Source organism: Streptomyces sp. NPDC003036, from assembly GCF_040611175.1.
GTDB lineage: Bacteria > Actinomycetota > Actinomycetes > Streptomycetales > Streptomycetaceae > Streptomyces.
In genome coordinates this window covers 15,145-41,151 of sequence record NZ_JBEXNO010000037.1, presented here as the reverse complement: position 1 = coordinate 41,151, position 26,007 = coordinate 15,145, and the positions used below count along the sequence as shown (strand labels likewise).

The 26,007-nt window shown below is 73.9% G+C and carries 25 protein-coding genes; 14 read left to right on the top strand and 11 right to left on the bottom strand.

From position 1 onward, the window contains the following. Positions 1 to 43: 43 nt before the first annotated feature. Positions 44 to 2,218: a SpoIIE family protein phosphatase gene (locus ABZX67_RS25030; RefSeq protein WP_355363994.1), complete on the bottom strand. Its 2,175-nt coding sequence runs from the start codon at positions 2,216 to 2,218 to the stop codon at positions 44 to 46. Between the two features lie 102 nt (positions 2,219 to 2,320). After that, complete coding sequence (locus ABZX67_RS25025) at positions 2,321 to 5,263, bottom strand: SpoIIE family protein phosphatase (protein ID WP_355363883.1); 2,943 nt, start codon at positions 5,261 to 5,263, stop codon at positions 2,321 to 2,323. 71 nt (positions 5,264 to 5,334) lie between these two features. Here ABZX67_RS25025 and ABZX67_RS25020 point away from each other — a divergent pair, with 71 nt between their 5' ends. Next, positions 5,335 to 6,081, top strand: coding sequence for an SDR family oxidoreductase (locus ABZX67_RS25020; RefSeq protein ID WP_355363880.1), 747 nt, complete (start codon positions 5,335 to 5,337; stop codon positions 6,079 to 6,081). A 34-nt stretch (positions 6,082 to 6,115) separates the two neighbouring features. Here the strand turns inward: ABZX67_RS25020 and ABZX67_RS25015 are convergent, their stop codons facing one another. Further along, positions 6,116 to 6,643 carry a carboxymuconolactone decarboxylase family protein gene (locus ABZX67_RS25015; RefSeq protein WP_355363877.1) on the bottom strand — a complete coding sequence of 176 codons (528 nt, stop codon included), beginning with the start codon at positions 6,641 to 6,643 and terminating at the stop codon, positions 6,116 to 6,118. Positions 6,644 to 6,690: 47 nt separating this feature from the next. Here ABZX67_RS25015 and ABZX67_RS25010 point away from each other — a divergent pair, with 47 nt between their 5' ends. From ABZX67_RS25010 to ABZX67_RS25000, 3 genes are all read left to right on the top strand, one after another. Further along, positions 6,691 to 8,124 (top strand): PLP-dependent aminotransferase family protein, encoded by a 1,434-nt coding sequence (locus ABZX67_RS25010; RefSeq protein ID WP_355363874.1) that lies wholly within the window; start codon positions 6,691 to 6,693, stop codon positions 8,122 to 8,124. Positions 8,125 to 8,218: 94 nt separating this feature from the next. Continuing rightward, entirely contained in the window at positions 8,219 to 8,497 is a 279-nt protein-coding gene (locus ABZX67_RS25005; RefSeq protein ID WP_355363871.1) for a hypothetical protein, read from the top strand. A gap of 21 nt (positions 8,498 to 8,518) precedes the next feature. After that, entirely contained in the window at positions 8,519 to 9,706 is a 1,188-nt protein-coding gene (locus ABZX67_RS25000; protein WP_355363868.1) for a glutathionylspermidine synthase family protein, read from the top strand. Here the strand turns inward: ABZX67_RS25000 and rocD are convergent. Continuing rightward, on the bottom strand, positions 9,696 to 10,913 hold the full coding sequence (gene rocD, locus ABZX67_RS24995; RefSeq protein ID WP_355363865.1) for an ornithine--oxo-acid transaminase: 1,218 nt from the start codon (positions 10,911 to 10,913) through the stop codon (positions 9,696 to 9,698). The two genes, ABZX67_RS25000 and rocD, sit on opposite strands and share 11 nt — an antisense overlap. Positions 10,914 to 11,145: 232 nt before the next feature. Between rocD and glyA the strand changes: the two genes are divergently transcribed. The 3 genes from glyA (at position 11,146) to ABZX67_RS24980 (ending at position 14,274) form a co-directional block, all read left to right on the top strand. Continuing rightward, a complete protein-coding gene (gene glyA, locus ABZX67_RS24990) occupies positions 11,146 to 12,423 on the top strand; it encodes a serine hydroxymethyltransferase (protein ID WP_355363862.1) in 1,278 nt (425 codons plus the stop codon). A gap of 103 nt (positions 12,424 to 12,526) precedes the next feature. After that, positions 12,527 to 13,540, top strand: a complete 1,014-nt coding sequence (gene trpS / locus ABZX67_RS24985; protein ID WP_355363859.1) for a tryptophan--tRNA ligase — start codon at positions 12,527 to 12,529, stop codon at positions 13,538 to 13,540. 140 nt (positions 13,541 to 13,680) lie between these two features. Next, positions 13,681 to 14,274, top strand: coding sequence for a 2'-5' RNA ligase family protein (locus tag ABZX67_RS24980; protein WP_355363856.1), 594 nt, complete (start codon positions 13,681 to 13,683; stop codon positions 14,272 to 14,274). A gap of 21 nt (positions 14,275 to 14,295) precedes the next feature. Here the strand turns inward: ABZX67_RS24980 and ABZX67_RS24975 are convergent, their stop codons facing one another. Together ABZX67_RS24975 and ABZX67_RS24970 are read right to left on the bottom strand one after the other, a co-directional pair. Further along, positions 14,296 to 15,051 (bottom strand): decaprenylphospho-beta-D-erythro-pentofuranosid-2-ulose 2-reductase, encoded by a 756-nt coding sequence (locus tag ABZX67_RS24975; protein WP_355363991.1) that lies wholly within the window; start codon positions 15,049 to 15,051, stop codon positions 14,296 to 14,298. Between the two features lie 24 nt (positions 15,052 to 15,075). Further along, positions 15,076 to 16,449 carry an FAD-binding oxidoreductase gene (locus tag ABZX67_RS24970; RefSeq protein ID WP_355363853.1) on the bottom strand — a complete coding sequence of 458 codons (1,374 nt, stop codon included), beginning with the start codon at positions 16,447 to 16,449 and terminating at the stop codon, positions 15,076 to 15,078. 178 nt (positions 16,450 to 16,627) lie between these two features. On the opposite strand from ABZX67_RS24970, the gene ABZX67_RS24965 reads away from it, so the two are divergent. From ABZX67_RS24965 to ABZX67_RS24950, 4 genes are read left to right on the top strand one after another with little or no spacing between them, the layout of a single operon-like run. Continuing rightward, complete coding sequence (locus ABZX67_RS24965; protein ID WP_355363850.1) at positions 16,628 to 17,164, top strand: phosphatase PAP2 family protein; 537 nt, start codon at positions 16,628 to 16,630, stop codon at positions 17,162 to 17,164. Next, positions 17,157 to 18,140: a decaprenyl-phosphate phosphoribosyltransferase gene (locus tag ABZX67_RS24960; RefSeq protein ID WP_355363847.1), complete on the top strand. Its 984-nt coding sequence runs from the start codon at positions 17,157 to 17,159 to the stop codon at positions 18,138 to 18,140. The genes ABZX67_RS24965 and ABZX67_RS24960 overlap by 8 nt, the downstream gene beginning before the upstream one ends. Further along, the gene (locus ABZX67_RS24955; RefSeq protein WP_355363844.1) at positions 18,137 to 18,550 is read left to right on the top strand and encodes a GtrA family protein; all 414 of its coding nucleotides are present in this window, start codon (positions 18,137 to 18,139) and stop codon (positions 18,548 to 18,550) included. Before ABZX67_RS24960 ends, ABZX67_RS24955 begins: the two co-directional genes overlap by 4 nt. A gap of 9 nt (positions 18,551 to 18,559) precedes the next feature. Beyond that, positions 18,560 to 19,480, top strand: coding sequence for a YihY/virulence factor BrkB family protein (locus ABZX67_RS24950; RefSeq protein ID WP_355363841.1), 921 nt, complete (start codon positions 18,560 to 18,562; stop codon positions 19,478 to 19,480). On the opposite strand, the gene ABZX67_RS24945 is transcribed toward ABZX67_RS24950, so the two are convergent. Next, a complete protein-coding gene (locus ABZX67_RS24945) occupies positions 19,413 to 20,660 on the bottom strand; it encodes a D-alanyl-D-alanine carboxypeptidase (RefSeq protein ID WP_355363838.1) in 1,248 nt (415 codons plus the stop codon). The genes ABZX67_RS24950 and ABZX67_RS24945 overlap by 68 nt on opposite strands. 94 nt (positions 20,661 to 20,754) lie before the next feature. Between ABZX67_RS24945 and ABZX67_RS24940 the strand changes: the two genes are divergently transcribed. Together ABZX67_RS24940 and ABZX67_RS24935 are read left to right on the top strand one after the other, a co-directional pair. After that, complete coding sequence (locus ABZX67_RS24940; RefSeq protein WP_355363835.1) at positions 20,755 to 21,006, top strand: hypothetical protein; 252 nt, start codon at positions 20,755 to 20,757, stop codon at positions 21,004 to 21,006. 17 nt (positions 21,007 to 21,023) lie between these two features. Then, entirely contained in the window at positions 21,024 to 22,394 is a 1,371-nt protein-coding gene (locus ABZX67_RS24935) for a metallophosphoesterase (RefSeq protein ID WP_355363988.1), read from the top strand. On the opposite strand, the gene ABZX67_RS24930 is transcribed toward ABZX67_RS24935, so the two are convergent. From ABZX67_RS24930 to ABZX67_RS24915, 4 genes are read right to left on the bottom strand one after another with little or no spacing between them, the layout of a single operon-like run. After that, on the bottom strand, positions 22,360 to 23,205 hold the full coding sequence (locus tag ABZX67_RS24930) for a TetR family transcriptional regulator (RefSeq protein ID WP_355363832.1): 846 nt from the start codon (positions 23,203 to 23,205) through the stop codon (positions 22,360 to 22,362). The two genes, ABZX67_RS24935 and ABZX67_RS24930, sit on opposite strands and share 35 nt — an antisense overlap. Before the next feature lie 11 nt (positions 23,206 to 23,216). Further along, complete coding sequence (locus ABZX67_RS24925; protein ID WP_355363829.1) at positions 23,217 to 23,642, bottom strand: DCC1-like thiol-disulfide oxidoreductase family protein; 426 nt, start codon at positions 23,640 to 23,642, stop codon at positions 23,217 to 23,219. A gap of 7 nt (positions 23,643 to 23,649) precedes the next feature. Continuing rightward, on the bottom strand, positions 23,650 to 24,057 hold the full coding sequence (locus ABZX67_RS24920; protein ID WP_355363826.1) for a hypothetical protein: 408 nt from the start codon (positions 24,055 to 24,057) through the stop codon (positions 23,650 to 23,652). A gap of 45 nt (positions 24,058 to 24,102) precedes the next feature. Beyond that, positions 24,103 to 25,347 carry an MFS transporter gene (locus tag ABZX67_RS24915; protein ID WP_355363822.1) on the bottom strand — a complete coding sequence of 415 codons (1,245 nt, stop codon included), beginning with the start codon at positions 25,345 to 25,347 and terminating at the stop codon, positions 24,103 to 24,105. Between the two features lie 70 nt (positions 25,348 to 25,417). On the opposite strand from ABZX67_RS24915, the gene ABZX67_RS24910 reads away from it, so the two are divergent. Beyond that, positions 25,418 to 26,005: a MarR family transcriptional regulator gene (locus tag ABZX67_RS24910; RefSeq protein ID WP_355363819.1), complete on the top strand. Its 588-nt coding sequence runs from the start codon at positions 25,418 to 25,420 to the stop codon at positions 26,003 to 26,005. The last annotated feature ends 2 nt before the right edge of the window (positions 26,006 to 26,007 follow it).

Below are 26,007 nucleotides of genomic sequence, written 5' to 3'. Positions count from 1 at the left end.
GTGACCGCCGGAGCCCCGCCCCCCTTTACGCTCCCGCCCCCCTTTACGCGCCCGTCGCCCGCAGCAGCATCAGCGCGATGTCGTCGGTGCGGTGGTGCGTGGGCCGGGCGTGGTGGAGCAGGGCGGCCAGGACCCGCTCGAGATCCTCGTCCGCGGGCCGTTCGTCGAGGTGGGCCGCGACCTCGACGATGGCGTCCTCGATGTCCGTACCGGCCGTTTCGACCAGGCCGTCCGTGTAGAGGGCCAGCAGGGTGCCGGAGCGGAGCGGGATGTCCGTCACCGGGTACGTGGCGTCCGGGGCGACCCCGAGGACCGGGCCCGGCGGGACGTCCAGGGGGTGGGCGGGGCCGTCCGGGTGGCGCAGCAGCGGCGGCGGGTGGCCCGCGCTGACCAGGCGGGCGCGGCGGTTGCCCAGGTCGAGGTGCGCGTACAGGCAGGTGGTGAAGAGGCCCGGGTCGAGGTCGAGGAGCAGGCGGTTGGTGCGCGCCAGCACCTCGTCGGGTGCCGCACCGGCGGTCGCGTGGGTGTGGACGGCCGTACGGACCTGGCCCATGAGCGCGGCGGCGGAGACGTTGTGGCCCTGGACGTCGCCGATGACGGCCGCCGCCGTCGTGGCGTCGAGGCGGATCAGGTCGTAGAAGTCGCCGCCGATGTCCATGCCCCGTGTGGCGGGCAGGTAGCGGGCGGCGACGCTCAGGCCCGTCACGGCGGGCAGGGTGTGGGGCAGCAGTGCCTGCTGGAGGCCGTGGGCGAGCTGGTGCTTGGCGTCGTACAGCCGCGCCCGGTCCAGCGCCTGCGCGATCAGCCCCGCGAGCGAGGTCAGGACGGCGCGCTCCTCGGCGGGGAAGGGCCTCGGGTGGTCGTACGTGAGGACGCAGATGCCGACCGGGCGACCGGAGATGATCAGCGGCAGGAACGCCCACGCCTGCTTGCCGCTGATGAGCGGCGCCTCCGGGTAGATGCGCGCCATCTCGTCGGGGTGCGTGAAGAACGACGGCACCCCGGTGGCGAGGGCGCGCCCCGCCGGGGTGAGGCGCGTGTCGAGGGGGAGGCCGTCGAGGCGGTCGATGACGTGTTGCGGATACCCGCGCGAGCCGGTGATCCGCAGCCGCCCGGAGTCGGCGGTGGACAGCACCAGGCCGTGGGCCCCGAAGGCCGGCATGATCTGGTCGGCGACCTTGTCCACCACGTCCTGCACCCCGACGGCCTCGGTCAGCGCGGCCGCCAGGTGCAACAGCTGGTACAGCTGCCCCGCCCGCGCCGGTGCCACCGCCGGAAGCGGCTGGTCCGCGTCCGGGTCGGGCTCCCGCCCCGGTGTGGCGTCGGGCGTGGGGCCCGCCGCCGGGCGGGGCCCGGTGCTCGACGGGGTGATGCGTACGCTGATGCCGCTCGCGTCCGGGTACAGCCGGAAGTCCAGCCACTGGTCGGGCGGACGGCAGGCGGTGAACGACACGGGCCGGCGGCTCAGGACCGCCGCGCGGTAGCGGTCCTCGTACACCGGGTCGTCGAGCCACGGCAGCGAGTGCCACGGCATGGTGCCCAGCAGGCTCTCGGTGCCGCGCCCGAGCAGCTCGGCGCCCCTGGCGGTCAGGAACGTGACGCGCCCCTGGAGATCCAGCCCGCAGCAGCCCTCCGGCAGCCGCTCCGCGAAGTCGGCGGCGGCGAAGTCGGCGGCGGCGAACGCGGGTTGCGCCGCAGCCGGTCGGGGAGCCGCCGGATGCGCTGCCCCCGGTTCCGTGGCCGCAGGCGCAGCCGGCCGGACCGAGGAGTCGGCGGGCAGGACGCGCGGCTTCTCGGGCGCCGTCACCGGGCGGCCCGCGTGCGCGGCCTCGTCGAGCAACCGGGCCAGCCGGCGGCTGCTGGAGGTGATGTGGCCGCGTTCGCGCCGGGTCGTGCGCGGCGGGTGGTCCCCGGGCCACATCAGCAGCAGCGCACCCCAGCAGCGGTCACCGGCGACCGGCACGGCGGCCAGCGCGAGCGGGTACGGCAGGGCCACCGCGGTACGCGGATACGTACGGGTCATCTCCTCCTGCCCGCCGACCCAGACGAAGCGGTTTTCCCGGACCGCGTCCGCCACGGGCGCCGGTGCGGCTGTCGCGACCCGCGTCCACGGCCCGGCCAGCTCACCGGGCACACCGCCGACCACGACCAGCCGCAGCACCTGCTCCTCCGGGAGCAGCAGGTAGAAGGCGCCGATGGACGCGCCGGTACGGCGCATGGTCTCGCCGAGGGCCGCGTCGAGGTCCGCGCCGGGGTCCGCGGTCACGGCGCCCTCCCGGTGCCGCCGGTGGCGGGGGTGGCGCCGGGGCCCGCCCGGGGCTCAGCCCAGGTCGTCGAACATGTCCAGCAGCGCATGCTCGTCCGCCTCCGGCAGCCGGCGTTCGGTGTGCGCGACCTGCTCCGCCCACACCGTCTTTCCCTGCGGCATGTAGCGGGCGCCCCAGCTCTTGGTGAACTGCGCCACCAGGAACAAGCCCCGCCCGCCCTCCTCGGTGGTGGCGGCGCGCCGGATGCGCGGGGAGGAGTTGCTGTGGTCGGACACCTCGCAGATCAGCGTCCCGTCACGCAGCAGCCGCAGCGCCACCGGCCCCTTGCCGCCGTAGCGCACGGCGTTGGTCACCAGCTCGCTCACCACCAGTCCCGTGGTGAACTCCAGGTGCGCGAGGTCCCAGTCGATGAGCTTGCGGCGTACGAGCGACCGGGCCTCGGCCACCACGGAGGGGTCGGCGGGCAGCTCCCAGCAGGCCACCCGGTCCTCCGGGAGGGCGTGGACGCGGGCCAGCAGCAGCGCCACGTCGTCGCGCGGCCCGCCGGGCAGCACGGTCTCCGTGATCCGGTCGCACGTCCGGTCCAGCGACCTCGGCCCCTCGTCGCTCAGCGCGGCCAGCAGCCGGCTCGTGCGCGCGTCGGAGATCTCGTGGCCGCGCTCCTCCTTGAGCAGGCCGTCGGTGTACAGCGCCAGGAGGCTGTCCGGGGCGAGGTCGACGGAGGCGGACTCGTACGGCTGGAGTCCGCCGAGTCCGAGCGGCGGGCCGGCCGGGAGGTCGATCAGGCGTGCCGTGCCGTCCGGCGCGACCACGGCGGGCGGCGGATGCCCGGCCCGGGCGGCCGTACAGCGGCAGGTCACCGGGTCGTACACCGCGTACAGGCAGGTCGCCGCCATGGCGGGGTCCACCTCCTCCACCGGGCTGGAGCCGGGCGGCGTGTCCGACGGCGTCTCGGAGGAGCGGCCGATCAGTTCGTCCAGGTGGGCCAGGACCTCCTCGGGCGGCAGGTCCAGTCCGGCCAGGGTGCGGACGGCGGTACGCAGGCGGCCCATGGTGGCCGCCGCCTGGAGGCCGTGCCCGGCGACGTCCCCGACGACCAGGGCCACGCGCATCCCGGACAGCGGGATCGCGTCGAACCAGTCCCCGCCCACCCCGACGCCGGTGCCGACGTCGGCGGGCAGGTACCGGAAGGCGAGCTCGGCGGCGGTCAGCCGGGGCAGGTCGCGGGGGAGCAGGCTGCGCTGGAGGGTGAGGGAGGCGTTGCGCTCCCGGCTGAAGCGGCGCGCGTTGTCCACGCTGATCGCGGCGCGCGCCGCGAGCTCGCCCGCCAGGGTGAGGTCGTCCTCTTCGTACGGCCTGTCCCGGCCGCGGCGGTAGAAGCCCGCGAGCCCGAGGATGGCGCCCCGGGCGCACAGCGGCGCGCCCAGGTAGGAGTGCACGCCCTCGCCGAGAAGCTCGACGGGGTGGGCGCCGCCCACGGAGGAGGCCGCCGCGGCCGCGGCCGGCACCGAGTCGGCGACCGGCTGCCCGGTGCCGAGGCAGCGGGCCTGCGGGGTGCCGGGCGCGTAGTGGACGGGCCGGCCGACGCCCCGCGCGGGGGCGTGGCCCGCGGCGCCGGTGCCCTCGGCGGCGTCCTCGGCCGTCCAGGCGGCGGTCCGGGACAGCCCGGCCCCCGGGGCCAGCGGGCCCGGTGGCGGCTCCTCGCCCGCCAGGACGCTGTCGACGAGATCCACCACGACGAGGTCGGCGAAGCGCGGTACCGCGATCTCGGCCAGCTCCTCGGCGGTGCGCCGCATGTCGAGCGTGGTGCCGACGCGTACGCCGGCTTCGTTCAGGAGGCCCAGCCGCCGGCGGGCCTCGGCGGCGAGGCGGCCGACGCCCGGTTCGCCCACCAGCAGGAGCCACGCGTCGGGGCGGCTGCCCGCCGGTTCCTGCGGTTCCTGTGGTTCTTGTGGTTCCTGCGGCTCGTGCCGCTCCTGTGGTTCCGGAGGACCGGCGGGGGCGGGCGGCCGGTGGAGCAGTGGCACCTCCCGCCCGTCGGGGGCGGTCGCCAAGCTCGTGGCGGCTGAGGGGGTGGCGGTCGTCATCGACCTCGCAGTCGTCACCGTCGGCAGGGACGTACGCCGTACGTCGGGCAGGAAGCTGACCTCGACCGCCGCGCCCTCCGCGTCGCCGTGCCGCAGCGACCTGCGGCGCAGCGCGGCGACGCGGCCGCCCGCCAGGGTGACCTCGGCGAAGGACTCGTCGTTCGAGGAGATCAGCTGGACCGCGGCCTCCAGCAGGGCGAGCCGCTCCCGCCGGGCCAGCCGGGGCGCCTCACCGCCGGGTCCGGCCAGCTCGCCGGAGTGCACGTCGAGGCGGGCGTGCGCGCCGCGCTGGCGGTCCCGGAGGAAGGAGCGCACGAGCTCGCGCTCCTTCGCGGAGCCGAGCTCCAGCAGCCGCTCGGCGATGCGGTCGGTGGCGTCCTGGAGCAGGACGGCCATGCCCGGCTCGGCGAGCTCCTCGGGGACGGAGACGTTGACGGCGCCCTGGACCGTACCGCCCACGGGGTCGAACACCGGGGCGGCCATGCAGGTCAGGTTCTTGAGGTTGTGCAGGAAGTGCTCGTGGCCGACGACCACGAACGGTGACCGGGTGCTCAGGACCATGCTGACGCTGCTGGTGCCCATGAAGCGCTCGTCGACGTTGGCGCCCGTGATCAGGGACGCCTCGTTCATGAGCTCCAGGCCGACCGGGTCGCCCCACCGCTCCACGATGTTCGCCCGGGCGTCGGCCAGCACCACCGTGACCGGCAGGCCCGCGAACCGGCGGCACAGTCCCTCCAGCACCGGCGCGGCGGCCCTGACCAGCCTCGAGTCGGGGTCCAGGTCGCTCTCGACGGGCAGCGCCACGCCCTCGGTGGCGATGCCCAGCGACTGCGATCGCTCCCAGGAGGCGAGGATCTCGGCGCGTACTGCGCCGCGTACTCCACCACCACGGGTCGGATACGAGTCCACGAAACTAGGTTAATCGGGCAAATGGTGCGGTGCTAATGTCGGGCTCACGCAAGCGATCTTGGGAGGGGCGCGTGGCACGTCCGGTCACGGTCGTCACCGGCGGCAGCCGGGGCATCGGCGCGGCCACCTGCGTCCGGCTGGCCCGCGACGGACACGACCTCGTCCTGGGGTACGTCCGCGACGCCGGCGCCGCCGAGCGGACCGCGGCCGCCGCGCGCGCGGCCGGGGCGCGGTGCGTCACCGTACGGGCCGACACCTCCGCCGAGGCGGACGTGGAGCGGCTCTTCGACACCGCGGCGGCCGAGCTCGGCCCGGTCACCGGCCTGGTGAACAACGCGGGCGTGACGGGCCCGCTGGGCCGGCTCGCCGACGCCCGCACCGAGGACCTGCGGCGGGTCGTCGAGGTGAACCTCCTCGGCTACCTGCTGTGCTGCCGCAGAGCCGCCCGCGAGATGGCGGCGCCCGGGCGGTCCGGCGGCGCCATCGTCAACATCTCGTCGGCCGCCGCGACGCTCGGCAGCCCCGGCGACTACGTCCACTACGCCGCCACCAAGGCCGCCACCGACGCCCTGACCGTCGGCCTCTCCAAGGAACTGGGCCCGGCCGGCATCCGGGTCAACGCGGTCGCCCCCGGAATCATCGACACCGACATGCACGCCGCCATGGGCGACCCCGACCGCCCGGCCAAGGCCGCCGCCGCGATCCCCCTCGGCCGGCCCGGCGAAGCCTCCGAGGTCGCCGCCGCCGTCGCCTGGCTGCTGTCGCCCGACGCCTCGTACACCACCGGCACGGTCCTGCGGGTCTCGGGCGGCCGGTGAGCCGGCCGGCCCGTATCGCGCCCAGGCCGCCCCCTCAGTGGTTGAACTGCCCCGGGGTGTAGTGGCCCGGGACCTGGCGGGTGGCCACGCCGAAGCGGTTCCAGGCGTTGATGACCGTGATCGCCGCGATGAGCTGCGCCAGTTCGGCCTCCTTGAAGTGGAGCGCGGCCTTCTCGTACACCTCGTCCGGTACGAAGCCGTCCGTCAGGACCGTGACCGCCTCGGTCAGTTCGAGCGCGGCCAGCTCCTTCTCGGTGTAGAAGTGCCGCGACTCCTCCCAGGCGCTGAGCTGGACGATCCGCTCCACCGACTCACCCGCCGCCAGCGCGTCCTTGGTGTGCATGTCGAGGCAGAGCGCGCAGCGGTTGAGCTGCGAGGCGCGGATCTTGACCAGTTCGAGGAGGAGCGGGTCGAGACCCCGGCGGCTCGCCGCGTCCAGCCTGGTCATGGCCTTGTAGACCTCGGGCGCGTGCGTGGCCCAGTCGAGGCGGGGGGTGTGTTCGGGAGCGTGGCCCTGACCGTGGTCGGCGTGGTTGGCCTCGATGGCGTTGTCCGTCGTCATGGCTCCGACCGTACGGGCCGGATGGCACGGCGCTATGGTCCATTTCCATGACGGATCCCTGGGCCAATGCGGCGGTAGCCGCCCGTGTCACCGTCGGTGCCGACCTGCACCTTGAGCTGCGCGGTCCCCGGCTGCGCGCCGGACTCATGGACGCCCTGCGCGAGGCCGTACGCACCGGGCGGCTCGCCCCCGGCACCCGGCTGCCGTCGTCCCGTTCACTCGCCGCCGACCTGGGCGTCGCCCGCAACACGGTCGCCGACGCGTACGCCGAGCTCGTCGCCGAGGGCTGGCTGACCGCCCGCCAGGGCTCCGGCACGCGTGTCGCCCGCCGCGCCGCCCCACGGGCCCGGCCCCGGCAGGCCGCCCCCGCGGTGGCCGCGTCCGCACGGGTCCGGCCCCGGCGCGGCGCCCTCCACAACCTCCACCCCGGCGTACCCGACCTCGGCTCCTTCCCGCGCGGCGAGTGGCTCAAGGCGGCGCGCCGCGCGCTGACGGCCGCCCCGCACGACGCCTTCGGCTACGGCGACCCGCGCGGCCGGATCGAGCTGCGCACCGTCCTCGCCGACTACCTCGCCCGGGCGCGCGGCGTCCACGCCCACCCCGACCGGATCGTGATCTGCTCCGGCTTCGTCCACGGGCTGATGCTGATGGCCAAGGTGCTGCGCGCACGCCGCGTACGGGACGTCGCCGTCGAGTCGTACGGCCTCGACGTCCACTGGAACATCCTCGCCGACGCCGGGCTGCGCACCACCGCGCTGCCCCTCGACGAACAGGGCACCCGCACGGACGCGTTGGGCGCCCAGGGCGCGGTGCTCATCACGCCGGCCCACCAGTTCCCGCTGGGCGGCGCCCTGCCGCCCGAGCGGCGCGCGGCGGCCGTCGACTGGGCGCGGCGCGCCGGTGCGCTGATCCTGGAGGACGACTACGACGGCGAGTTCCGCTACGACCGGCAGCCGGTCGGCGCCCTCCAGGGCCTGGACCCGGAGCGGGTGGTGTACTTCGGCACGGCGAGCAAGTCGCTGACGCCGGGCCTGCGGCTCGCGTGGATGGTGCTGCCCGAAGCGCTGGCGGGCGAGGTCGCGGAGGCGAAGGGCCCCGTCGACTGGGCGTCCGGCGCGCTGGACCAGCTCACGCTCGCGGAGTTCGTCTCCTCGGGCGCGTACGACCGGCACGTACGGTCCATGCGGCTGCGCTACCGGCGGCGGCGCGACCAGCTGGTGGCGGCGCTCGCCGAACGGGCCCCGCACATCGAGGTCAGCGGCATCGCCGCCGGGCTCCACGCCGTCCTCGAACTGCCGCCCGGCACCGAACGCTCCGTCGTCCAGGCCGCCGCCTGGCAGGGCCTCGCCCTCCAGGGCCTCGACGGATTCCGGAACCCGCACGTCCAGCGGACCCGGGACGGGCTGGTCGTCGGGTACGGGACGCCGACCGACAGCGCGTGGGCCGGCGCACTGGACGCGCTGTGCCGGGTACTGCCCTGAGCGCCGTTCCCGGACCCGCCCTCCCGGGTCGCGCGCCGGACCTCTAATCTGTGCCGTCCATGGTCGTGTTGGTGAGTAACGGGAGGGTGGGCGCATGCGCAGGCTGAGGTCGAGCACGGTCGTGCTCGGCGGTATGGGGGTGCTCGCGGCGACGCTGACGTCCTGCGGCTCCGAGCCGGACAAGCGCTGCGTCGACCCGGTCACGCGCGAGAAGCTCCCCAGTTACGAGTGCGAGAGCACCAGTACGCCCCGCGGCCAGTACTACTACGGCGGCACCGTCGACAAGGGCAAGGTCTCCGGCGGCAGCTTCGACAAGTCGGCCGTCGAGCGCGGCGGCTTCGGCTGCTCCTCGTCGGGCTCCGGCGGCGGCTGAGCCCGGGGACGAGGTCACGCGATGCAGCGTTTCACCATCGAGCCGCGCCCCGACTGGCAGCGGACGGTCGAGGAGCAGGGGCTCGTCTATCCCCTCACCCGCTTCCCCGACGGCTCCCTGCGCCCGTACTGGGACGAGAGCGCGTACTACGTCTTCTCGCTGCCCGAGGTGGAGGCGCTGGAGGAGGTCGTCGAGGAGCTGCACGCCATGTGCCTCGCGGCGGCCGCCCACATCGTGGAGCACGACCGGTTCGCCGACCTCGGGATCACCAACCCGCGCCTCGCCGGGCTCGTCGCCGAGTCCTGGCGCCGCCGCGCCGAACTCCCCTCCCTCTACGGGCGGTTCGACCTGCGCTACGACGGTACGGGCCCGGCCAAGATGCTGGAGTACAACGCCGACACGCCCACCTCCCTCGTGGAGGCGGCCAGCCCCCAGTGGTTCTGGATGGAGGACCGCTTCCCCGGCGCCGACCAGTGGAACTCCCTCCACGAGCGGCTCGTCGACGCCTGGAAGCGGCAGGCCGCCCTGCTGCCGCCGGGCCCGGTCCACTTCGTGCACTCGGACGGCGACGAGCTCGGCGAGGACCTGATGACCGTCGCGTACCTGCGCGAGACGGCCCAGCAGGCCGGGCTCGACACCGAGGCGCTGTCGGTCGAGCAGATCGGCTGGGACCGGCTCTCCGGCCGCTTCGTGGACGACCGGCTGCGCTTCATCCGCAGCTGCTTCAAGCTCTACCCGTGGGAGTGGCTGACCACCGACCCCTTCGGCCGGCACGTCATCGACACCCTCGACAACGGCGGCGGCACCGGCACCACCTGCTGGATCGAGCCCGCCTGGAAGATGCTCCTCTCCAACAAGGCGCTGCTGGCGATCCTGTGGGAGCTGTACCCCGGCCACCCGAACCTGCTCCCCGCCTACCTCGACGGCCCCCGCGAACTGGCCGGCCCCTCCGGACCCGGTTACGTCGCCAAGCCGCTGCTCGGCCGGGAGGGCGCCGGGGTCACGATCCACGAACCCGGCGCCGATGCCGTCATCCGCGAGGAGCCGTGCTGCTACCAGGAGCTGGCCCCGCTGCCCGACTTCGACGGGAACCGCGTCGTGCTCGGCGCGTGGGTCGTCGAGGACGAGGCTGCGGGTCTCGGCATCCGGGAGTCGTCCGGGCTGGTCACGGACGAGTACGCCCGCTTCCTGCCGCACGTCATCCTGTAGGGCCCGCCTTCAGGACGGCACGCAGCTGCTCCAGCGCCCAGTCCAGGTCCTCCTTGCCGATCACCAGCGGCGGGGCGATCCGGATCGTCGACCCGTGGGTGTCCTTCACCAGCACCCCGCGCTCCATCAGCCTCTCGGAGATCTGCCGGCCGGTGCCCAGGCTCGGCACGATGTCGACGCCCGCCCACAGGCCCCGCCCGCGCACGGCCTCCACGGCGCCACCGCCCACCAGCAGCCCCAGCTCGTGGTGGAGGTGGTCGCCCAGCTCGGCCGCCCGCTGCTGGTACTCGCCGGTGCGCAGCATCGCGATCACCTCCAGCGCCACGGCGCACGCCAGCGGGTTGCCGCCGAACGTCGAGCCGTGCTCGCCCGGCCGGTGCACCCCGAGCACCGCCGCGCTCGACACCACCGCCGACACCGGCACCACGCCGCCGCCGAGCGCCTTGCCGAGCACGTACATGTCGGGCACCACGCCCTCGTGCTCGCAGGCGAACGTCCGGCCCGTGCGCCCGAGGCCCGACTGGATCTCGTCCGCGATGAACAGCACGTTCCGCTCCCGGGTCAGCTCCCGGACCCGGGCCAGGTAGCCGGGCGGCGGCACCAGCACCCCGGCCTCGCCCTGGATCGGCTCCAGGAGCACGGCCACGGTGTTGTCGGTCATCGCCTCCTGGAGCGCGGTGGCGTCGCCGTACGGCACGATCTCGAACCCCGGCGTGTACGGGCCGTAGTCCGCGCGCGCCTCCGGGTCGGTCGAGAAGCTGACGATCGTGGTCGTCCGGCCGTGGAAGTTGTCCGCCGCCACGATGATCTTGGCCGTGCCGTCGGGGACGCCCTTGACGCGGTAGCCCCACTTGCGGGCGGTCTTCACGGCGGTCTCGATCGCCTCGGCGCCCGTGTTCATCGGCAGGACCATCTCCATGCCGCACAGGTCGGCCAGCTGCGCGCAGAAGTCGGCGAACCGGTCGTGGTGGAAGGCGCGGGAAGTCAGCGTCACCCGCTCCAGCTGGGCCTTGGCGGCCTCGATCAGCCGCCGGTTGCCATGGCCGAAGTTGAGCGCCGAGTAACCGGCGAGCATGTCGAGGAAGCGGCGCCCCTCGACGTCCGTCATCCACGCCCCCTCCGCCGAGGCGATGACGACGGGCAACGGGTGGTAGTTGTGCGCGCTGCGCGCCTCCGCGGAAGCGATCACGTCTTGCGTTCTCGACACGGGATCTCCGTTCGTCCTGCGGCCGGGTGCCTGGGTGCACCCCTCTCTATCGTCGCTCGCGATGTGGACCGGGAAACCTCCGTGCGACGCGCCCGCTAAGGTGGGCCGTACGCACGGCGACTGGCGTACGGGGAAGCGACCCCGGGGAAGTCGTGCGCGGCAGACCGCTCGAGGTGCCGCCCGCCTGGGGACCTCGTTGGATGTGAGTGCTGCCGGCCCCTTGGAGGACGCCATGACCGACGTTTCCCTTCCCCCGCACCACCCGGCCCTTTCCGCCGCCGATCCCGAACTGGCCGCGCTCGTCGGTGCCGAGGAGCGGCTGCAGGCCGAGACCCTGCGCCTGATCCCCAGCGAGAACTACGTCTCCGAGGCGGTGCTGGAGGCCTCCGGCACCGTCCTGCAGAACAAGTACAGCGAGGGCTACGCCGGGCGCCGCTACTACGAGGGCCAGCAGAACATCGACCAGGTCGAACGGCTCGCCGTCGGCCGCGCCAAGGCCCTCTTCGGCGTCGACCACGCCAACGTCCAGCCGTACTCCGGCTCCCCGGCCAACCTCGCCGTGTACCTGGCCTTCGCCCAGCCGGGCGACACCGTGATGGGCATGGCCCTCCCGATGGGCGGCCACCTCACCCACGGGTGGGGCGTCTCCGCGACCGGCACCTGGTTCCGCGGCGTGCAGTACGGCGTACGCCAGGACACCGGGCTCATCGACTTCGACCAGGTGCGCGACCTCGCCCTCGCGGAGCGGCCGAAGATCATCTTCTGTGGCGGCACCGCGCTGCCCCGGACCATCGACTTCGCCGCCTTCGCGGAGATCGCCCGGGAGGCGGGCTCCGTGCTCGTCGCCGACGTCGCGCACATCGCGGGCCTGATCGCGGGCGGCGCCCACCCCTCGCCCGTGCCGCACGCGGACGTCATCTCCACGACCACGCACAAGACCCTGCGCGGGCCGCGCGGCGCGATGCTGATGTCCCGCGAGGAGCACGCCAAGGCCATCGACAAGGCGGTCTTCCCGGGCCTCCAGGGCGGCCCCCACAACCAGACCACCGCGGCCATCGCCGTCGCCCTCCACGAGGCCGCCCAGCCGTCCTTCCGGGACTACGCCCACGCGGTCGTCGCCAACGCCCAGGCCCTCGCCGCCGAGCTGCTCGCGCGCGGCTTCGACCTCGTCTCCGGCGGCACCGACAACCACCTGATCCTGATGGACCTCACCCCCAAGGACGTACCGGGCAAGGTCGCCGCGAAGGCCCTCGACCGGGCGGGGATCGTCGTGAACTACAACACCGTCCCCTACGACCCGCGCAAGCCCTTCGACCCCTCCGGCATCCGCATCGGCACCCCGTCCCTGACCTCGCGCGGTCTGGGCACCGACCACATGGCGGCCGTCGCCGACTGGATCGACCGGGGCGTCACCGCGGCACGGACCGGGGACGAGGACTCCCTGGCCAAGATCCGCGCCGAGGTCGCCGACCTGATGGCCGCCCACCCCGCCCCGGGCCTTCCGGTCTGACCCGTACCCGCCCGCCGGCCCGCCCGCTCCCTGTGTTCTTCGTCGCAGAGGGCGGGCGGGATCCGTTCACCGGCTGTCGGTGGCACCTGCGAGAATGAGGGGCATGGCCTCGCAACGTCCTCGTGTGCTCTCCGGAATCCAGCCCACCGCCGGCTCGTTCCACCTCGGCAACTACCTCGGCGCGGTCCGCCAGTGGGTCGCGCTGCAGGAGTCCCACGACGCCTTCTACATGGTCGTCGACCTGCACGCGATCACCGTCCCGCAGGACCCCGCCGAGCTGCGCGCCAACACCCGGCTCGCCGCCGCCCAGCTTCTCGCGGCCGGTCTCGACCCGGAGCGCTGCACGCTCTTCGTCCAGAGCCACGTTCCCGAGCACGCCCAGCTCGGCTGGGTCATGAACTGCCTCACCGGCTTCGGCGAGGCCGGCCGGATGACGCAGTTCAAGGACAAGGCCGCCAAGCAGGGCGCCGACCGCGCCACGGTGGGCCTGTTCACGTACCCGATCCTCCAGGTCGCGGACATCCTGCTCTACCAGGCCAACGAGGTGCCGGTCGGCGAGGACCAGCGCCAGCACATCGAGCTGACCCGGGACCTCGCCGAGCGGTTCAATGCCCGCTTCGGTGAGACGTTCACCATCCCGGCGCCGTACATCCTGAAGGAAACGGCGAAGATCTACGACCTCCAGGACCCGACCGCCAAGATGAGCAAGTCGGCGTCCACCCCGAAGGGCCTGATCAATCTGCTCGACGAGCCGAAGACGACGGCGAAGAAGGTGAGGAGCGCGGTCACGGACACCGACACCGTGATCCGCTTCGACCCGGAGGAGAAGCCGGGCGTCAGCAACCTCCTGACCATCATGTCCACCCTCACCGGCACCTCCGTCGCCGACCTGGAGCGGTCGTACGAGGGCAAGCTGTACGGCGCGCTGAAGACGGACCTCGCCGACGTCGTCGTGGACTTCGTCACGCCCTTCCGGGCCCGTACGCAGGAATACCTGGACGACCCGGAGACGCTGGACTCGATCCTGGCCAAGGGCGCGGAGAAGGCGCGGACCGTCGCCGGCGAGACGCTGGCGCGGACGTACGACCGGATGGGCTTCCTGCCCGCCAAGCACTAGCGGAACCGAGCGGGCCCGCGCCGCGGCCCGACGGCTCTGGCCACGCGGCGGGTGCAGCCGCCACACTGGCGCTGCACCCGCACCGCAGCGCACGCGCCGCATCGCACCGGACGACTGAACCGAGGAGTGAGGAGAACGACGTGGGGACCGTAACGCTCGGCGTTTCGATCGCGGTCCCGGAGCCCTACGGCAGCCTGCTCCAGGAGCGGCGCGCGGGCTTCGGGGATCCCGCCGCGCACGGCATCCCCACCCACGTCACGCTCCTGCCCCCGACCGAGGTCGACGCGGCGCGGCTGCCCGAGGTCCGGGCGCACCTCGCCGCCGTCGCGGCGGCCGGCCGCTCCTTCCCGATGCGCCTCAGCGGCACGGGCACGTTCCGGCCGCTGTCGCCGGTCGTCTTCGTCCAGGTCGTGGAGGGCGCGTCGGCGTGCTCCTGGCTCCAGCAGCAGGTCCGGGACCCGGCCGGGCCGCTCGCGCGCGAGCTGGCGTTCCCGTACCACCCGCACGTCACCGTGGCGCACGGCATCCCCGACGAGGCGATGGACCGGGCGTACGACGAGCTCGCCGGCTTCGAGGCGGAGTGGACCGTCGGCTCCTTCGCGCTCTACGAACAGGGCGCGGACGGGGTGTGGCGGCAGCTGCACGCGTACGAGTTCGGCGCCGGCCGCCCGTCCAAGGGCGGCGTTCCCGCGCAGGGCTCACCGGTCGACGAGCCGGCCGCCTCGCGCGGCTGACCTCACCCGGCCTTAAGAGGCCTAGAACGGCAGCCGGCGGAAGACCGGCCGCGGCAGGTGCCGCAGGACCGACATGACCGCGCGCAGCGCGCCCGGCACCCACACCGTCTCCGCGTCCCGCCGCAGCCCCTGCTCGATGGCGTACGCGACCGCCTCCGGGGTCGTCGCGAGCGGCGGCTCGGCGAGCCCGGCCGTCATCCTGGTGCGGACGAAACCGGGCCGGACCACCATGACGTGCACGCCCGTACCGTGCAGGGCGTCGCCCAGGCCCTGGGCGAAGGCGTCGAGGCCCGCCTTGCTGGAGCCGTAGACGAAGTTGGCGCGGCGGGCCCGCTCGGCGGCCACCGAGGAGAGCACGACGAGCGAGCCGTGGCCCTGCGCGCGCAGGGCGTTCGCGCAGGTCAGGGCGGAGGACACACCCCCGGTGTAGTTGGTCTGGGCGACCTGCGCGGCGGCCGTCGGCGCGACCTCGTCGTGGGCCTGGTCGCCCAGCACGCCGAAGGCGAGCAGCACCATGTCGACGTCGCCCTCCGCGAAGACCTTGCCGAGCGTCTCCTCGTGCGAGGCGGTGTCGAGGGCGTCGAACGGCACGGTGTGCGCCACGGCCCCGAGCTCCCGCAGCGACGCGGCGGCCGCCTCCAGGGCGGGGGAGGGGCGCCCGGCGAGCCACACCGCGCGGGTGCGTCCGGCGATCAGGCGGCGGGCGGTGGCGAGGGCGATCTCCGACGTACCGCCGAGGAGGAGCAGGGACTGGGGGGCGCCGAAGGCGTCCTTCATGGCGACGTACTCCTTCATGCCGAGTTACATGCCGAGGCGGCGGGCGAGGTCCGAGGTGAAGACCGCGTGCGGGTCCAGGCGAGCCCGCAGCGCGAGGAAGTCGGGCAGCCGGGGGTACATGGCGCGCAGCGCGTCCGGACGCATCCGGGAGTCCTTGGCGAGGTAGACCCGGCCGCCCGCCTCCGCCACCTCCTCGTCGAGCTCGTCGAGGAACACGCTCAGGCCCGGCAGCCCCGCCGGGATGTCCAGCGCCAGCGTCCACCCCGGCATCGGGAAGGACAGCCAGCCGGTACCGGCTTCGCCGAAGCGCTTCAGCACGGCGAGGAAGGAGGGGCAGCGGCGGCGCGCGATCCGGTGCACGACGCGGCGCAGGGCGTCCTCGCGGCCGTACGGGACGACGAACTGGTACTGGACGAAGCCGGCGCGGCCGTAGACCCGGTTCCAGTGCGGCACGCCGTCGAGCGGGTGGAAGAAGGCCGGGATCGGCTGGAGCTGTCCGGTGCGGGGGCGACGCGGCGCCTTGCGGTACCAGAGCTCGTTGAAGGCGCGGACGCCGGAGCGGCCCAGCAGCCCGTCGCGGAAGGGCAGGTGCGGCGGCGGGGGCAGCTGCCCGGTGCGGAAGGCGAGCGGACGGCGCCGCGCGCGGGCCGGGAGGGCGTCGTACGGGGCGTGGTCGCCCCGCGTGAGGACGGCGCGGCCGGTGGCGGCGCCGCGCGCGAGGAGGTCGATCCAGGCGACGGAGTAGCGGTAGCGGTGGTCGGTCGCGGCCAGGCGGGCCATGAGGTCGTCGAGGTCGCGGGCGCGCTCGGTGTCGACGGACATCAGGGACGTCTCGACGGGGAGCAGCCGGAGGGTGGCGGAGAGGATCACGCCGGTGAGGCCCATGCCGCCGGCGGTGGCGTCGAACAGGTCGGTGCCGGGCGGCACGGTACGGATCTCGCCGTCGGCGGTGAGGAGTTCGAGGGCGCGTACGTGGTGGGTGAAGGAGCCGGAGACGTGGTGGTTCTTGCCGTGGATGTCGGCGGCGACGGCTCCGCCGACCGTGACCTGGCGGGTGCCGGGGGTGACGGGGACGAACCAGCCGAGCGGGAGCAGCACGTCCATCAGGTGGTGGAGGCTGACCCCCGCGTCGCAGACGACGACGCCCGCGTCGGCGTCGAGCGAGCGGACGCGGTTGAGCGCGGTCATGTCGAGGACGGCGCCGCCCGCGTTCTGCGCGGCGTCGCCGTAGGCCCGGCCCAGACCGCGGGCGATGGACCCGCGGACGCCGCAGTCACGGACGGCGGCGGCGGCCTCGCCGTACGTGCGGGGGCGTACGACGCGGGCGACGGTGGGGGCGGTGCGGCCCCAGCCGGTGAGGGGCTCGGGCCTGGACTCGGTGGCGGACTCGCTGGGCATGGGGCGACCGTAAGCCGTTCCATGTGGCTTTCCGATGATTTGGCGCGTGATGCGCTGTGTATCACCACACTCCCCGAAATGGGTGATTAAACGAGTGTCAGGAAAGATGTCCGTGCGATGAGACGCCCGGCGGGCGACAGTCGCCTCTGATGCAGAGGGGTGCAGAAAGGGGTGGCAGATGCGATACGTCGACCACCGGCTGCTCGCCGCCGCACGCGGCGCGGGCCGCCGCAGGCCCGGCGTGGCGGTGGCCGCGCGGGCGCTGTCGGCCGGCGGCGAGCACGCGGCGCTGTGGCTCGCGGCCGGGCTCGCGGGCGCGGCGGCCGACCGGGAACGGCGCACGGCGTGGCTGCGGGCCACCGCGCTCGTCGGCGCGGCGCACGTCGTGAGCATGGGGGCCAAGCGGGTGGTGCGCCGGCCGCGCCCGAGCGACGCGCCCGCGCTGGTCCGCACCGCCGGGAGGCACTCCTTCCCCAGCTCCCACGCCGCCTCCGCCACCGCCGCGGCGTTCCTCTTCGCCGCCCTCCGCCCCCGCGCCGGCCGCGTGACCGCGCCGCTGGCCGCCGCGATGTGCCTGTCCCGCCTGGTGGTGGGCGTCCACTACCCGACGGACGTGGCGGCGGGCGCGCTGCTCGGCGCGGCGACGGGGCTCGCGGGCGCGGGCTGGGCGAGAGACGGGCGGGCGAGCAGCGGGAGGGCGGTGCGCGATGCGTGAGGCCCGCAGCGGACTGACACCCCCCGCCCCGCCCCCGCCCCGCACGGCCCACGGCGCCGCCGACCCGCCCTGGCCGCGCGCGACGGCCCCCCGCCCGGTGCGGCAGCCCACGCTCCGCACCGTGGGGCTCGGGGTGCTGCGCGCGGCGCGCCCGCGGCAGTGGGTGAAGAACGTCCTCGTCGTCGCGGCCCCCGCGGCCGCGGGCGAGCTCGTCTCGCGGCACACCGCGCTCCAGCTGGGCGTGGTGTTCCTGCTGTTCACGGCCACCGCCTCGGGCGTCTACCTCGTCAACGACGCCCGCGACGCCGACGCCGACCGCGCGCATCCCGTCAAGTGCCGCCGTCCCGTCGCCGCGGGCGAGGTGCCCGTACCGGTGGCGTACACGGCGGGCGGCGCGCTCGCGGCCGGCGCGGTCCTCGCCGGGGCCGTGCTGTGCAACGCCATGACGGCCGCGCTCCTCGCCGCCTACCTGCTCATGCAGCTCGCCTACTGCCTGCGCCTCAAGCACGTCCTCGTCGTCGATCTCGCCGTCGTCACCACCGGCTTCGTCATGCGCGCCATGATCGGCGGCGTCGCACTCTCCATCCCGCTCTCCCGCTGGTTCCTCATCACCACCGCCTTCGGCGCCCTCTTCATGGTGTCGGCCAAGCGGTACTCGGAAGCCGTGCAGATGGCGGGCCGGAACGGCACCACGCGCGCGCTGCTCACCGAGTACACCACCGGCTACCTCCGCTTCGTCTGGCAGCTCGCCGCCGGGGTGGCCGTGCTCGGCTACTGCCTGTGGGCCCTGGAGAACAGCGGCACCTGGCGCCAGCTGTCGATGATCGCCTTCATCCTCGCCGTCCTCCGCTACGCCGTCTTCGCCGACCGCGGCGCGGCCGGCGCGCCCGAGGACGTCGTCCTGCGCGACCGGCCCCTCGCCGTCATCGGCCTCGTATGGACGGCGATGTACGGGATGGCGGTCGCCGACCTTTGAAGCGGACGACGACGCGGACGACGAGGAGGGAGGTCCTGGGCTTCCTCGGCGTCGGCGCCGTCGCGTACGCGGCCGACCTCGCCGTCTTCCTCCTGCTGCGCCGGACGGCCCTCGACCCGCCGGCCGCGAAGGCGCTCTCCTTCCTCGCCGGCTGCACCGTCGCCTACCTGGGCAACGCCCTCGGCACGTACCGCCGCGAGGCCTTCCACCTGCGCCGGTACGGGGTGTTCTTCGGCGTCAACCTCGCCGGTGCCGCGGTGCAGTTGGCCTGCCTCGGCGTCTCGCGCCACGGCCTCGGGCTGACCTCCCCGCTCGCCGACACCGTCTCCGGTCTCGGCGTCGGCATGGTTCTCGCCACGGGCGTGCGCTTCTGGGGGACGAGAACCCTGGTCTTCGGAGTACGGGGGTAGGCGGGTCCCATGGACTGGCTGACCAAACTCCCCGTCATCGGCCCGTGGGCGGCGCGGTTCCTGCGGACGCACGCGTGGCGTTCGTACGAGACCCTCGACCGCGCCCACTGGACCCGCCTGGCCGCCGCGATCACCTTCACCAGCTTCCTGGCGCTCTTCCCGCTGATCACGCTCACCGCCACCGTCGGCGCGGCGCTCCTCAGCGACGAGCAGGTGCGCCGCCTGGAGGGCGAGCTCGCCGAGCAGGTCCCCGGCATCTCCGACCAGCTCGACCTCCATACCCTGATCGCCAACGCCGGTACGGTCAGCCTGGTCGCCGGTGCGCTGCTGCTCTTCACCGGCATCAACTGGGTCGGCTCCGTGCGCGACTGCCTGCGCGCGGTCTGGCGCATCGACGACTGCGACGAAGGGAACCCCTTCGCCCGCAAGGGCAAGGACGCGGTCATCCTCGCGGGCCTGGGCGCCATCGGCCTCGCCTCGCTCGCCGCCTCGGCCTTCGGATCCACCGCCGTCGGCTGGACCGCCGAGCGGCTCGGCATCCCCGGGAGCGGCGTCGGCGGCGTACTCCTCCAGGCCGGCGCGCTCGCGGCCGCCGTCCTCGCCGACTTCCTGATCCTGCTGTACGTCCTGACGCTGCTGCCGGGCGTGCAGCCGCCGCGCCGCCGCCTCGTCGTCGCGGGGCTGATCGGCGCGGTCGGCTTCGAGGCGCTGAAGCTGCTGCTCGGCGGCTACATGAGCGGCGTGGCGGCGAAGTCGATGTACGGCGCCTTCGGCGTGCCGGTGGCGCTGCTGCTGTGGATCAACTTCACCGCCAAGCTGCTGCTGTTCTGCGCCGCCTGGACGGCGACCGGCTCCAAGGACGCTAAAGAGCCGAGTCCTCCGGCTGACGACGACGGCGCACGAGCTCCGGAAGCGGCCAGCGGCGATTGACCAGGAACACCGCGCCCGCCAGCAGCGCCAGCGCCCCGCCCGCCACCGCCAGCGCCGTCCCGGCGCCACCGCTGCCGGTCTGCGACGCGGTGACCGGCGCCTTCGTCGCGGCCTCGCCGTTGCCCGTGTCGATCTGCTGCTGCTGCGAGGTGCCCGTACGCGCCGACTTCGGCGGCACCAGCTCACCGACCGGCCGCACCTTCCCGGCCGCCGCGAAACCCCAGTCCAGCAGCCGCGCCGCCTCCTTGTAGACGGCGTGACCCTCCTTCGCGGACGGGTTCATGACCGTCACCAGCAACACCTTGCCGTTGCGTTCGGCCACCCCGGTGAAGGTGGCGCCCGCGTGCGTCGTACTGCCGTTCTTCACGCCCGCGATGCCCTTGTACGGCAGGACGCCGAGGTCGCCGGTGAGCAGCCGGTTGGTGTTCTGGATCTCGAACGTCGCGCGCTTCTTGTCCCCGGGCTTCAGCTCCCCCGGGAACTGCGCGCGCGGCGTCGAGCAGTACTCCCTGAAGTCCTTCTTCTGCATGCCGCTGCGCGCGATGAGCGTGAGGTCGTACGCGGACGAGACCTGGCCCTCGGCGTCGTAACCGTCCGGCGAGACGACGTGGGTGTCGAGCGCCTGGAGCTCGTCGGCGCGGTCGTTCATGTCCTTGACGGTCCGCTCGATGCCGCCGTTCATCCCGGACAGGACGTGCACGGCGTCGTTGCCGGAGCGCAGGAAGACGCCGAGCCACAGGTCGTGGACGGTGTACGTCTGCTTCTCCTTGATGCCGACGAGGCTGGAGCCCTCGCCCACCTTCGCCAGGTCCTGCTGGGTCACCACGTGCGTCTTCGCCTTGTCGAGCTTGGGCAGCAGCGTGTCCGCGAAGAGCATCTTGAGCGTCGAGGCGGGGGGCAGCCGCCAGTGCGCGTTGTGCGCGGCCAGCACGTCGCCGCTCTCCGCGTCCGCGACGATCCAGGAGCGGCCCGTCACCTCCTTGGGGAGGATCGGTACGCCGGGCGCCAGGTTGACCTGCGTGCCCGGGCGGCCGAGCGCCTTGCCGCCGACCGTGGACATGATCGCGGGCGGCTTGGGCTGCTTGTCCTCCTTGGTGTCCGCCGACGCGGGGACGGCGGTGAGGGCGGGGAGCAGCGCGGCGGCGGTGACCGTCAACGCGGTCTTTTTCAGAGCGGGCACGATCGAGAACGTACAGGGAACGTTCACGGTTGGTGATACCACCCACACCCGACCCGGCGCACGGCACGCCGTCTGGGGTGGCGATACTGGCTCCATGAAGCTCAGCCGCTCCGCCTCCTGGTTCCTGCTCGCGTTCGGGGTGTGGAGCTGGGTCATCTGGATCACTTTCATCAAGAACCTGTGGAAGGACGCGAGCGGGCTCGCCTTCGACGACGCGGGCGACCCGACGGCGTACTTCTGGGTTCATCTGCTGCTCGCCGTGACGTCCTTTGTTCTGGGGACGGTGGTCGGGGTCATCGGGTTGCGCGGCGTGCGCGCACTGCGTCGCGGCTCACGCCGCGCCTAGGGGGTAGGGCCGTGTCCGTGCTGCTCGTCTCGCTGTCGATCGTCGTGGTGCTCGGCCTGCTGGGCGGGGTGCACTGGTACGTGTGGCGGCGCCTGGTGCGCGATGTGACGCTGCCCGGCAGCCTGGCGCGGCGGGCGGGCACGGTGGCGGCCGTGGTGCTGCCGCTGCTGTCGCTCGGCGCCCTGACGGCGGGCCGGGCCGGCGCGCCGTTCTGGCTCCAGCGCGTGCTGGCCTGGCCGGGCTTCCTGTGGCTGGCGCTGCTGCTGTACGTGGTGCTGGCGCTGGTGGTGGGCGAGGCGGTACGGCCGCTGCTGCGGCGCCGGCTGGAGCGGCGGGCGGGCAGGGCCACCGCGGCCCCGGAGCCCCTGGTCCGGCCGGAGCCCGTGCCGGACGCGGCCCCGGTGTGCGGGACCGCGCGGGCCGCCGGAGCCGTCCTGGCCGCCGCAGCCGCCGGGCCCGCGAAACCCGCCGCAGTCGCCGAACCCGCCGCAGCGGCGGAGCCCGCCGGGCCTGCGGAGTCCGCGGAGCCCGTCGTGGCCGAGGTCGCAGGCCCGGCGCCCGCCCTCTCCCGCCGGCTGTTCGTCTCGCGCGTCGTCGGCGGCGCGGCGGCCGGGGTCGCGCTCGGCACCGTCGGGTACGGCGCCCACGGCGTCCTGAGCGGGCCGCGCGTCAAGCGGGTGACGGTGCCGCTCGCCAAGCTGGGGCGCCGGGCGCACGGGTACCGGATCGCGGTGGTGAGCGACATCCACCTCGGGCCCATCCTCGGGCGCGGCCACACGCAGCGGATCGTCGACGCGATCAACGCCGCCCAGCCCGACCTCGTCGCCGTCGTCGGCGACCTCGTCGACGGCAGCGTGGCGAACCTGGGCCCCGCCGCCGAGCCGCTCGCGCAGCTCCGCGCCCGCGACGGCTCCTTCTTCGTGACGGGCAACCACGAGTACTTCTCCGGTGCCGAGGAGTGGGTCGACCACGTACGCGAGCTCGGGCTGCGCCCGCTGCGCAACGAGCGCGTCGAGATCGCGGGCTTCGACCTGGCCGGGGTCAACGACGTCGCCGGCCAGAACTACGGCGACGGCCCCGACTTCGTACGGGCCCTCGGCGACCGCGACCGGGCCCGCGCCGCCGTGCTGCTCGCGCACCAGCCGGTCGTCATCCACGACGCCGTCCGGCACGGGGTGGACCTCCAGCTGTCCGGCCACACCCACGGCGGTCAGCTCTGGCCCGGCAACTTCCTCGCGGATCTCGCCAACCCCACCCTCGCCGGGCTCGAACAGTACGGCGACACCCAGCTGTACGTGTCGCGCGGCGCCGGGGCGTGGGGCCCGCCGGTCCGCGTCGGCGCGCCCTCCGACATCACGCTGGTGGAGCTGGCGTCGAAGCAGGCGTGACCCCGCCGGGCAGGAACTCCTCCAGCACCTCGTGCACCTGACGCACCAGGGGCCGCAGCAACCGGAAGCGCGAGAGCGCGATGGCGCGGGCGGCGATGGGCGCCGTGCGCTCGACGAGGCGGCGGCTGCGCTCGGCGCGGTCCGAGCGGTCGTACACCCAGTACAGGACCAGGCCCATGTGCATCAGCCACATCAACTGGGGGAGGAGCTCCTCCAGCTCGGGCGCGGTCTTCGTGTCGGAGCCGGCCAGGACCCGCCGGTGGATGGAGATCACGGCCTCGCGCGCGGCGACCGACTCGGGTGAGAAGGGGCTGAGGGGGCTTTCGGGGTCCGCGGCGTTCTTGAAGAACTGGGCGGCGAAGCGGTGGTACTGCTCCGCGACGTCCAGCCAGGTCAGCAGGGAGTCGCGGATGCGGACGGCCAGGTCCGGGTCGCCCGCGAGGACCGGCTGGACCGCGCCTTCGTGCTCGGCGGCCAGCCGGTCGTAGAAGCCCTGGACGAGGTGCTCCTTGGACGAGAAGTAGTAGTACGCGTTGCCGACGGAGACGCCCGCCTCCTGGGCGATGGCCCGCATCGTCGTCTTGTCGTACCCGCGCTCCTGGAAGAGCCGGAGCGCGGTTTCGAGGATGAGGGTGCGGGTCTGCTCGCTGCGCGGACCCTTCGCCTTCGCCGTGGCGGCCTTCGCCGTGGGGACCTTGGGCGTAGCCTTCGCCGGCTTCACGTCCTTGGTTTCCGGAGCGTTGGCCCTGGCCGTCACGTCGGTCTCGTCCTTCTCGTGGTTCTCGCGCTTCTCGTCCTTCTCGTCCATCACGGTGACCGAGCCTAACCGGGCATCCCCGGCACCTCGCACCGCCCGTCCTCGCAGCCGGACCCCGTCGTCGACGCACGCCACTTGGCGGCGGCGAGGACGGTGGCCCGGGCGAACGGCAGGCCGGCGGGGGTGGCGAGCCAGTTGGCCTTGGCCCGGTACTCCGCCAGCGCCCAGAGGCAGACGATGAAGGCGGCGGTGGAGCGGTAGACCTGGCCGGCGTCCCCGATGACGGTGATCTCCCTCAGGGTCGACCGGTGGTCCAGCCCCGGGAACCGGCGCAGCGCCTCCTCCGAGGCGGCGGGCACCAGGTCCAGCGGGACGAGCTGCGGCTGGCGCATCAGCCAGTGCCGCAGGTGGACGCAGAGCGAGCACTGCGCGTCGTACAGCACGGTCAGCCGCTTCACGGGCGTGCGCGGCGCCACCCGGACGGTCGTCACGGCCGGCTCACGCGCCGGCCACGGGCGCGGTCCAGCCCTGCGGCGGCACCGGCGGCACCATCTGGCGCTCCATGGCACCGCGCCGGCGGATCTTGTTGAGCACGTACACGTTGCCCAGGTGCATCACGCCGAGCACGAGCAGCACGACCCCGAGCTTGACCGAGAGCGCCTCGAACAGCTGCCGGGCGTTGGCGACGGCTTCGTCCTGGCTGAGGTACAGCGCGACGAAGCCGAAGTTGACGAGGTAGAAGCCGACCACCAGCAGGTGGTTGACGGCCTCGGCGAGCTTCTCGTCGCCCTTCAGCACATCGGCGAGGAAGATCCGCCCGTTTCGGCTGAGGGTGCGCGCCACCCAGATGGTGAGCGCGACGCTGATCAGCAGGTAGACGACATACGCGACGACAGTGAGGTCCATGCCCCACCCTCCCTTGAACGCGTTCAAAAGCTGGCAGGACTGACTCTAGACCTGTGTTTGAACACGTTCAACGCCGGGGTGGGTGACCCCCGTCACCCGCCGGACCCCCGGTACCAATGCCGTGCCGGCGCACAGCGCCGCCACGGCCAGTGCCGCGGCCGCGAGGGGGACCTGGGGCCCCCACAGCGCGGCGGCGGGCGGCGCGAGCGCGTAGCCGAGCGGCATGGCGGCGAGCGAGAGCAGCCAGTCGTACGACGTGACGCGGGCGAGCGCGTGCGGCGGTATGGCCCGCTGGACGGTGGTCTGCCACACCGGCGACAGGAAGCCGAGACCCATGTGCGCGACGCCGTACGCGGCGATGGTCAGCGGCGCGGGCGCGGCCACCGCCAGCGCCACCAGGGGCAGGGCGTACGTGGCGAGGCCCAGGTTCGCCGTCAGTACCGGGCGGCGGGGACGCACGCGCCCCGCCAGCAGCGAGCCGAGGAGCAGTCCGACCGCGCCGGCCTGGAGGAACGCCACCCAGGTGCCGGCGCCCCCCAGCCGGGTCAGTGCGACGGCCGGCCCCAGGGTCATGAGTACCGCGGCCGCGCCGTTCCAGGCGGCGTGCGCCACCAGGCTGGTCCAGTACCAGTCACGACTCCGCACCTCCTGCCACCCCTCCCGCAGATCCGCCAGGAACGGCCGCCGCCCCACCGGCACGTGGGCGACGCGTACGGCGGCGAGCAGCGCGGCGCTGGCCGCGAACGTCGCGGCGTCCAGGACGAACGCCCAGCCCGGGCCGCTGGTGACGACGAGCACCCCGGCGAGGGCGGGTCCGCCCAGGCGGGCGACGCTCCCCGCCACTCCCATGGCGGCGTTGGCGCGCCCCAGGCCGTCCGGCGGGACGGTCCCCGTGACCAGCGGCGAGGTCGTCGGCATCGCGAACGCCCCGGCCGCGCCGCCCACCGCCCCGGCGGCGGCGATGACCCACAGAGTGGGCCGGCCGCTGAGCAGTTCGAGGCCGACGAGGAGTTGGGCGGCGCAGCGCACGAGATCGGTGGTGAGCGCGACGGTGCGGGCGTTGAACCGGTCGCCCACCACGCCGCCCAAAGGCAGCAGGAGCAGCTTGGGCACCATCGCGCAGGCGAGGACGAGCGCGAGCGCGGAGGTGGAGCCGGTCGCCTGGTGGACGGCGATGGTGAGGGCGGCCGGGATGACGGCGTCACCGACGAAGGACAGGGCTCGTCCGGCGAAGAGGAGGCGGAAGGGGCGCGTGCTCAGGGGGTGCGGCGGATGCGGGGTGTGCGGCATGAACGGGAAAGTACTTCGGTACCGAATAATTCGCCACCGAAATACAAACGCCGCATCGTACGATCACCGCATGGAGCCGACGAACCGCGAGGAAGCCCCGGCCCCCGGCCCCGGCCGCGACTGGACCGACGCGCACGTGGCGCGGTGGCTGCCCGTGCTCCCCGGCCTGGACCCGGACATCGAGGGCGCGGTCACGCGGATGGCGAAGCTCTCCGTCCATCTGCGCCGCGTGCGCGAGCAGTCGCTCCTCGACTTCGGCCTGGAGCGCCACGAGTTCGACACCCTGCACAAGCTCGCCGGCCGCGGCGGCAGTGCCGCGCCCTCCGAGCTCGCCGCCGACCTGGACCTCGCGCCCGCCTCCGTCACCGGCCGCCTCGACATCCTCGAACGACGCGGCCTCATCCGGCGAACCCCCTCCACCACCGATCGCCGCCGCGTCGTCGCCGAGCTCACCGCCGAGGGGCGCGCGACCTGGCGGGGTGCGATGGACGTGGTGGGCCACGAGGAGTACCGGCTGCTCGGCGTGCTCAACGAGGAGGAGCGTGCCGGCCTCAACGCCATGCTGAGGCGGATCATGCTCCTCGCCGAACAGCCGCATCCCGAGAAGGGCGAGGCGGCGACCCCGGAACCCAAGGCCCCGGGGCCGCCGCCTCCCTGAGC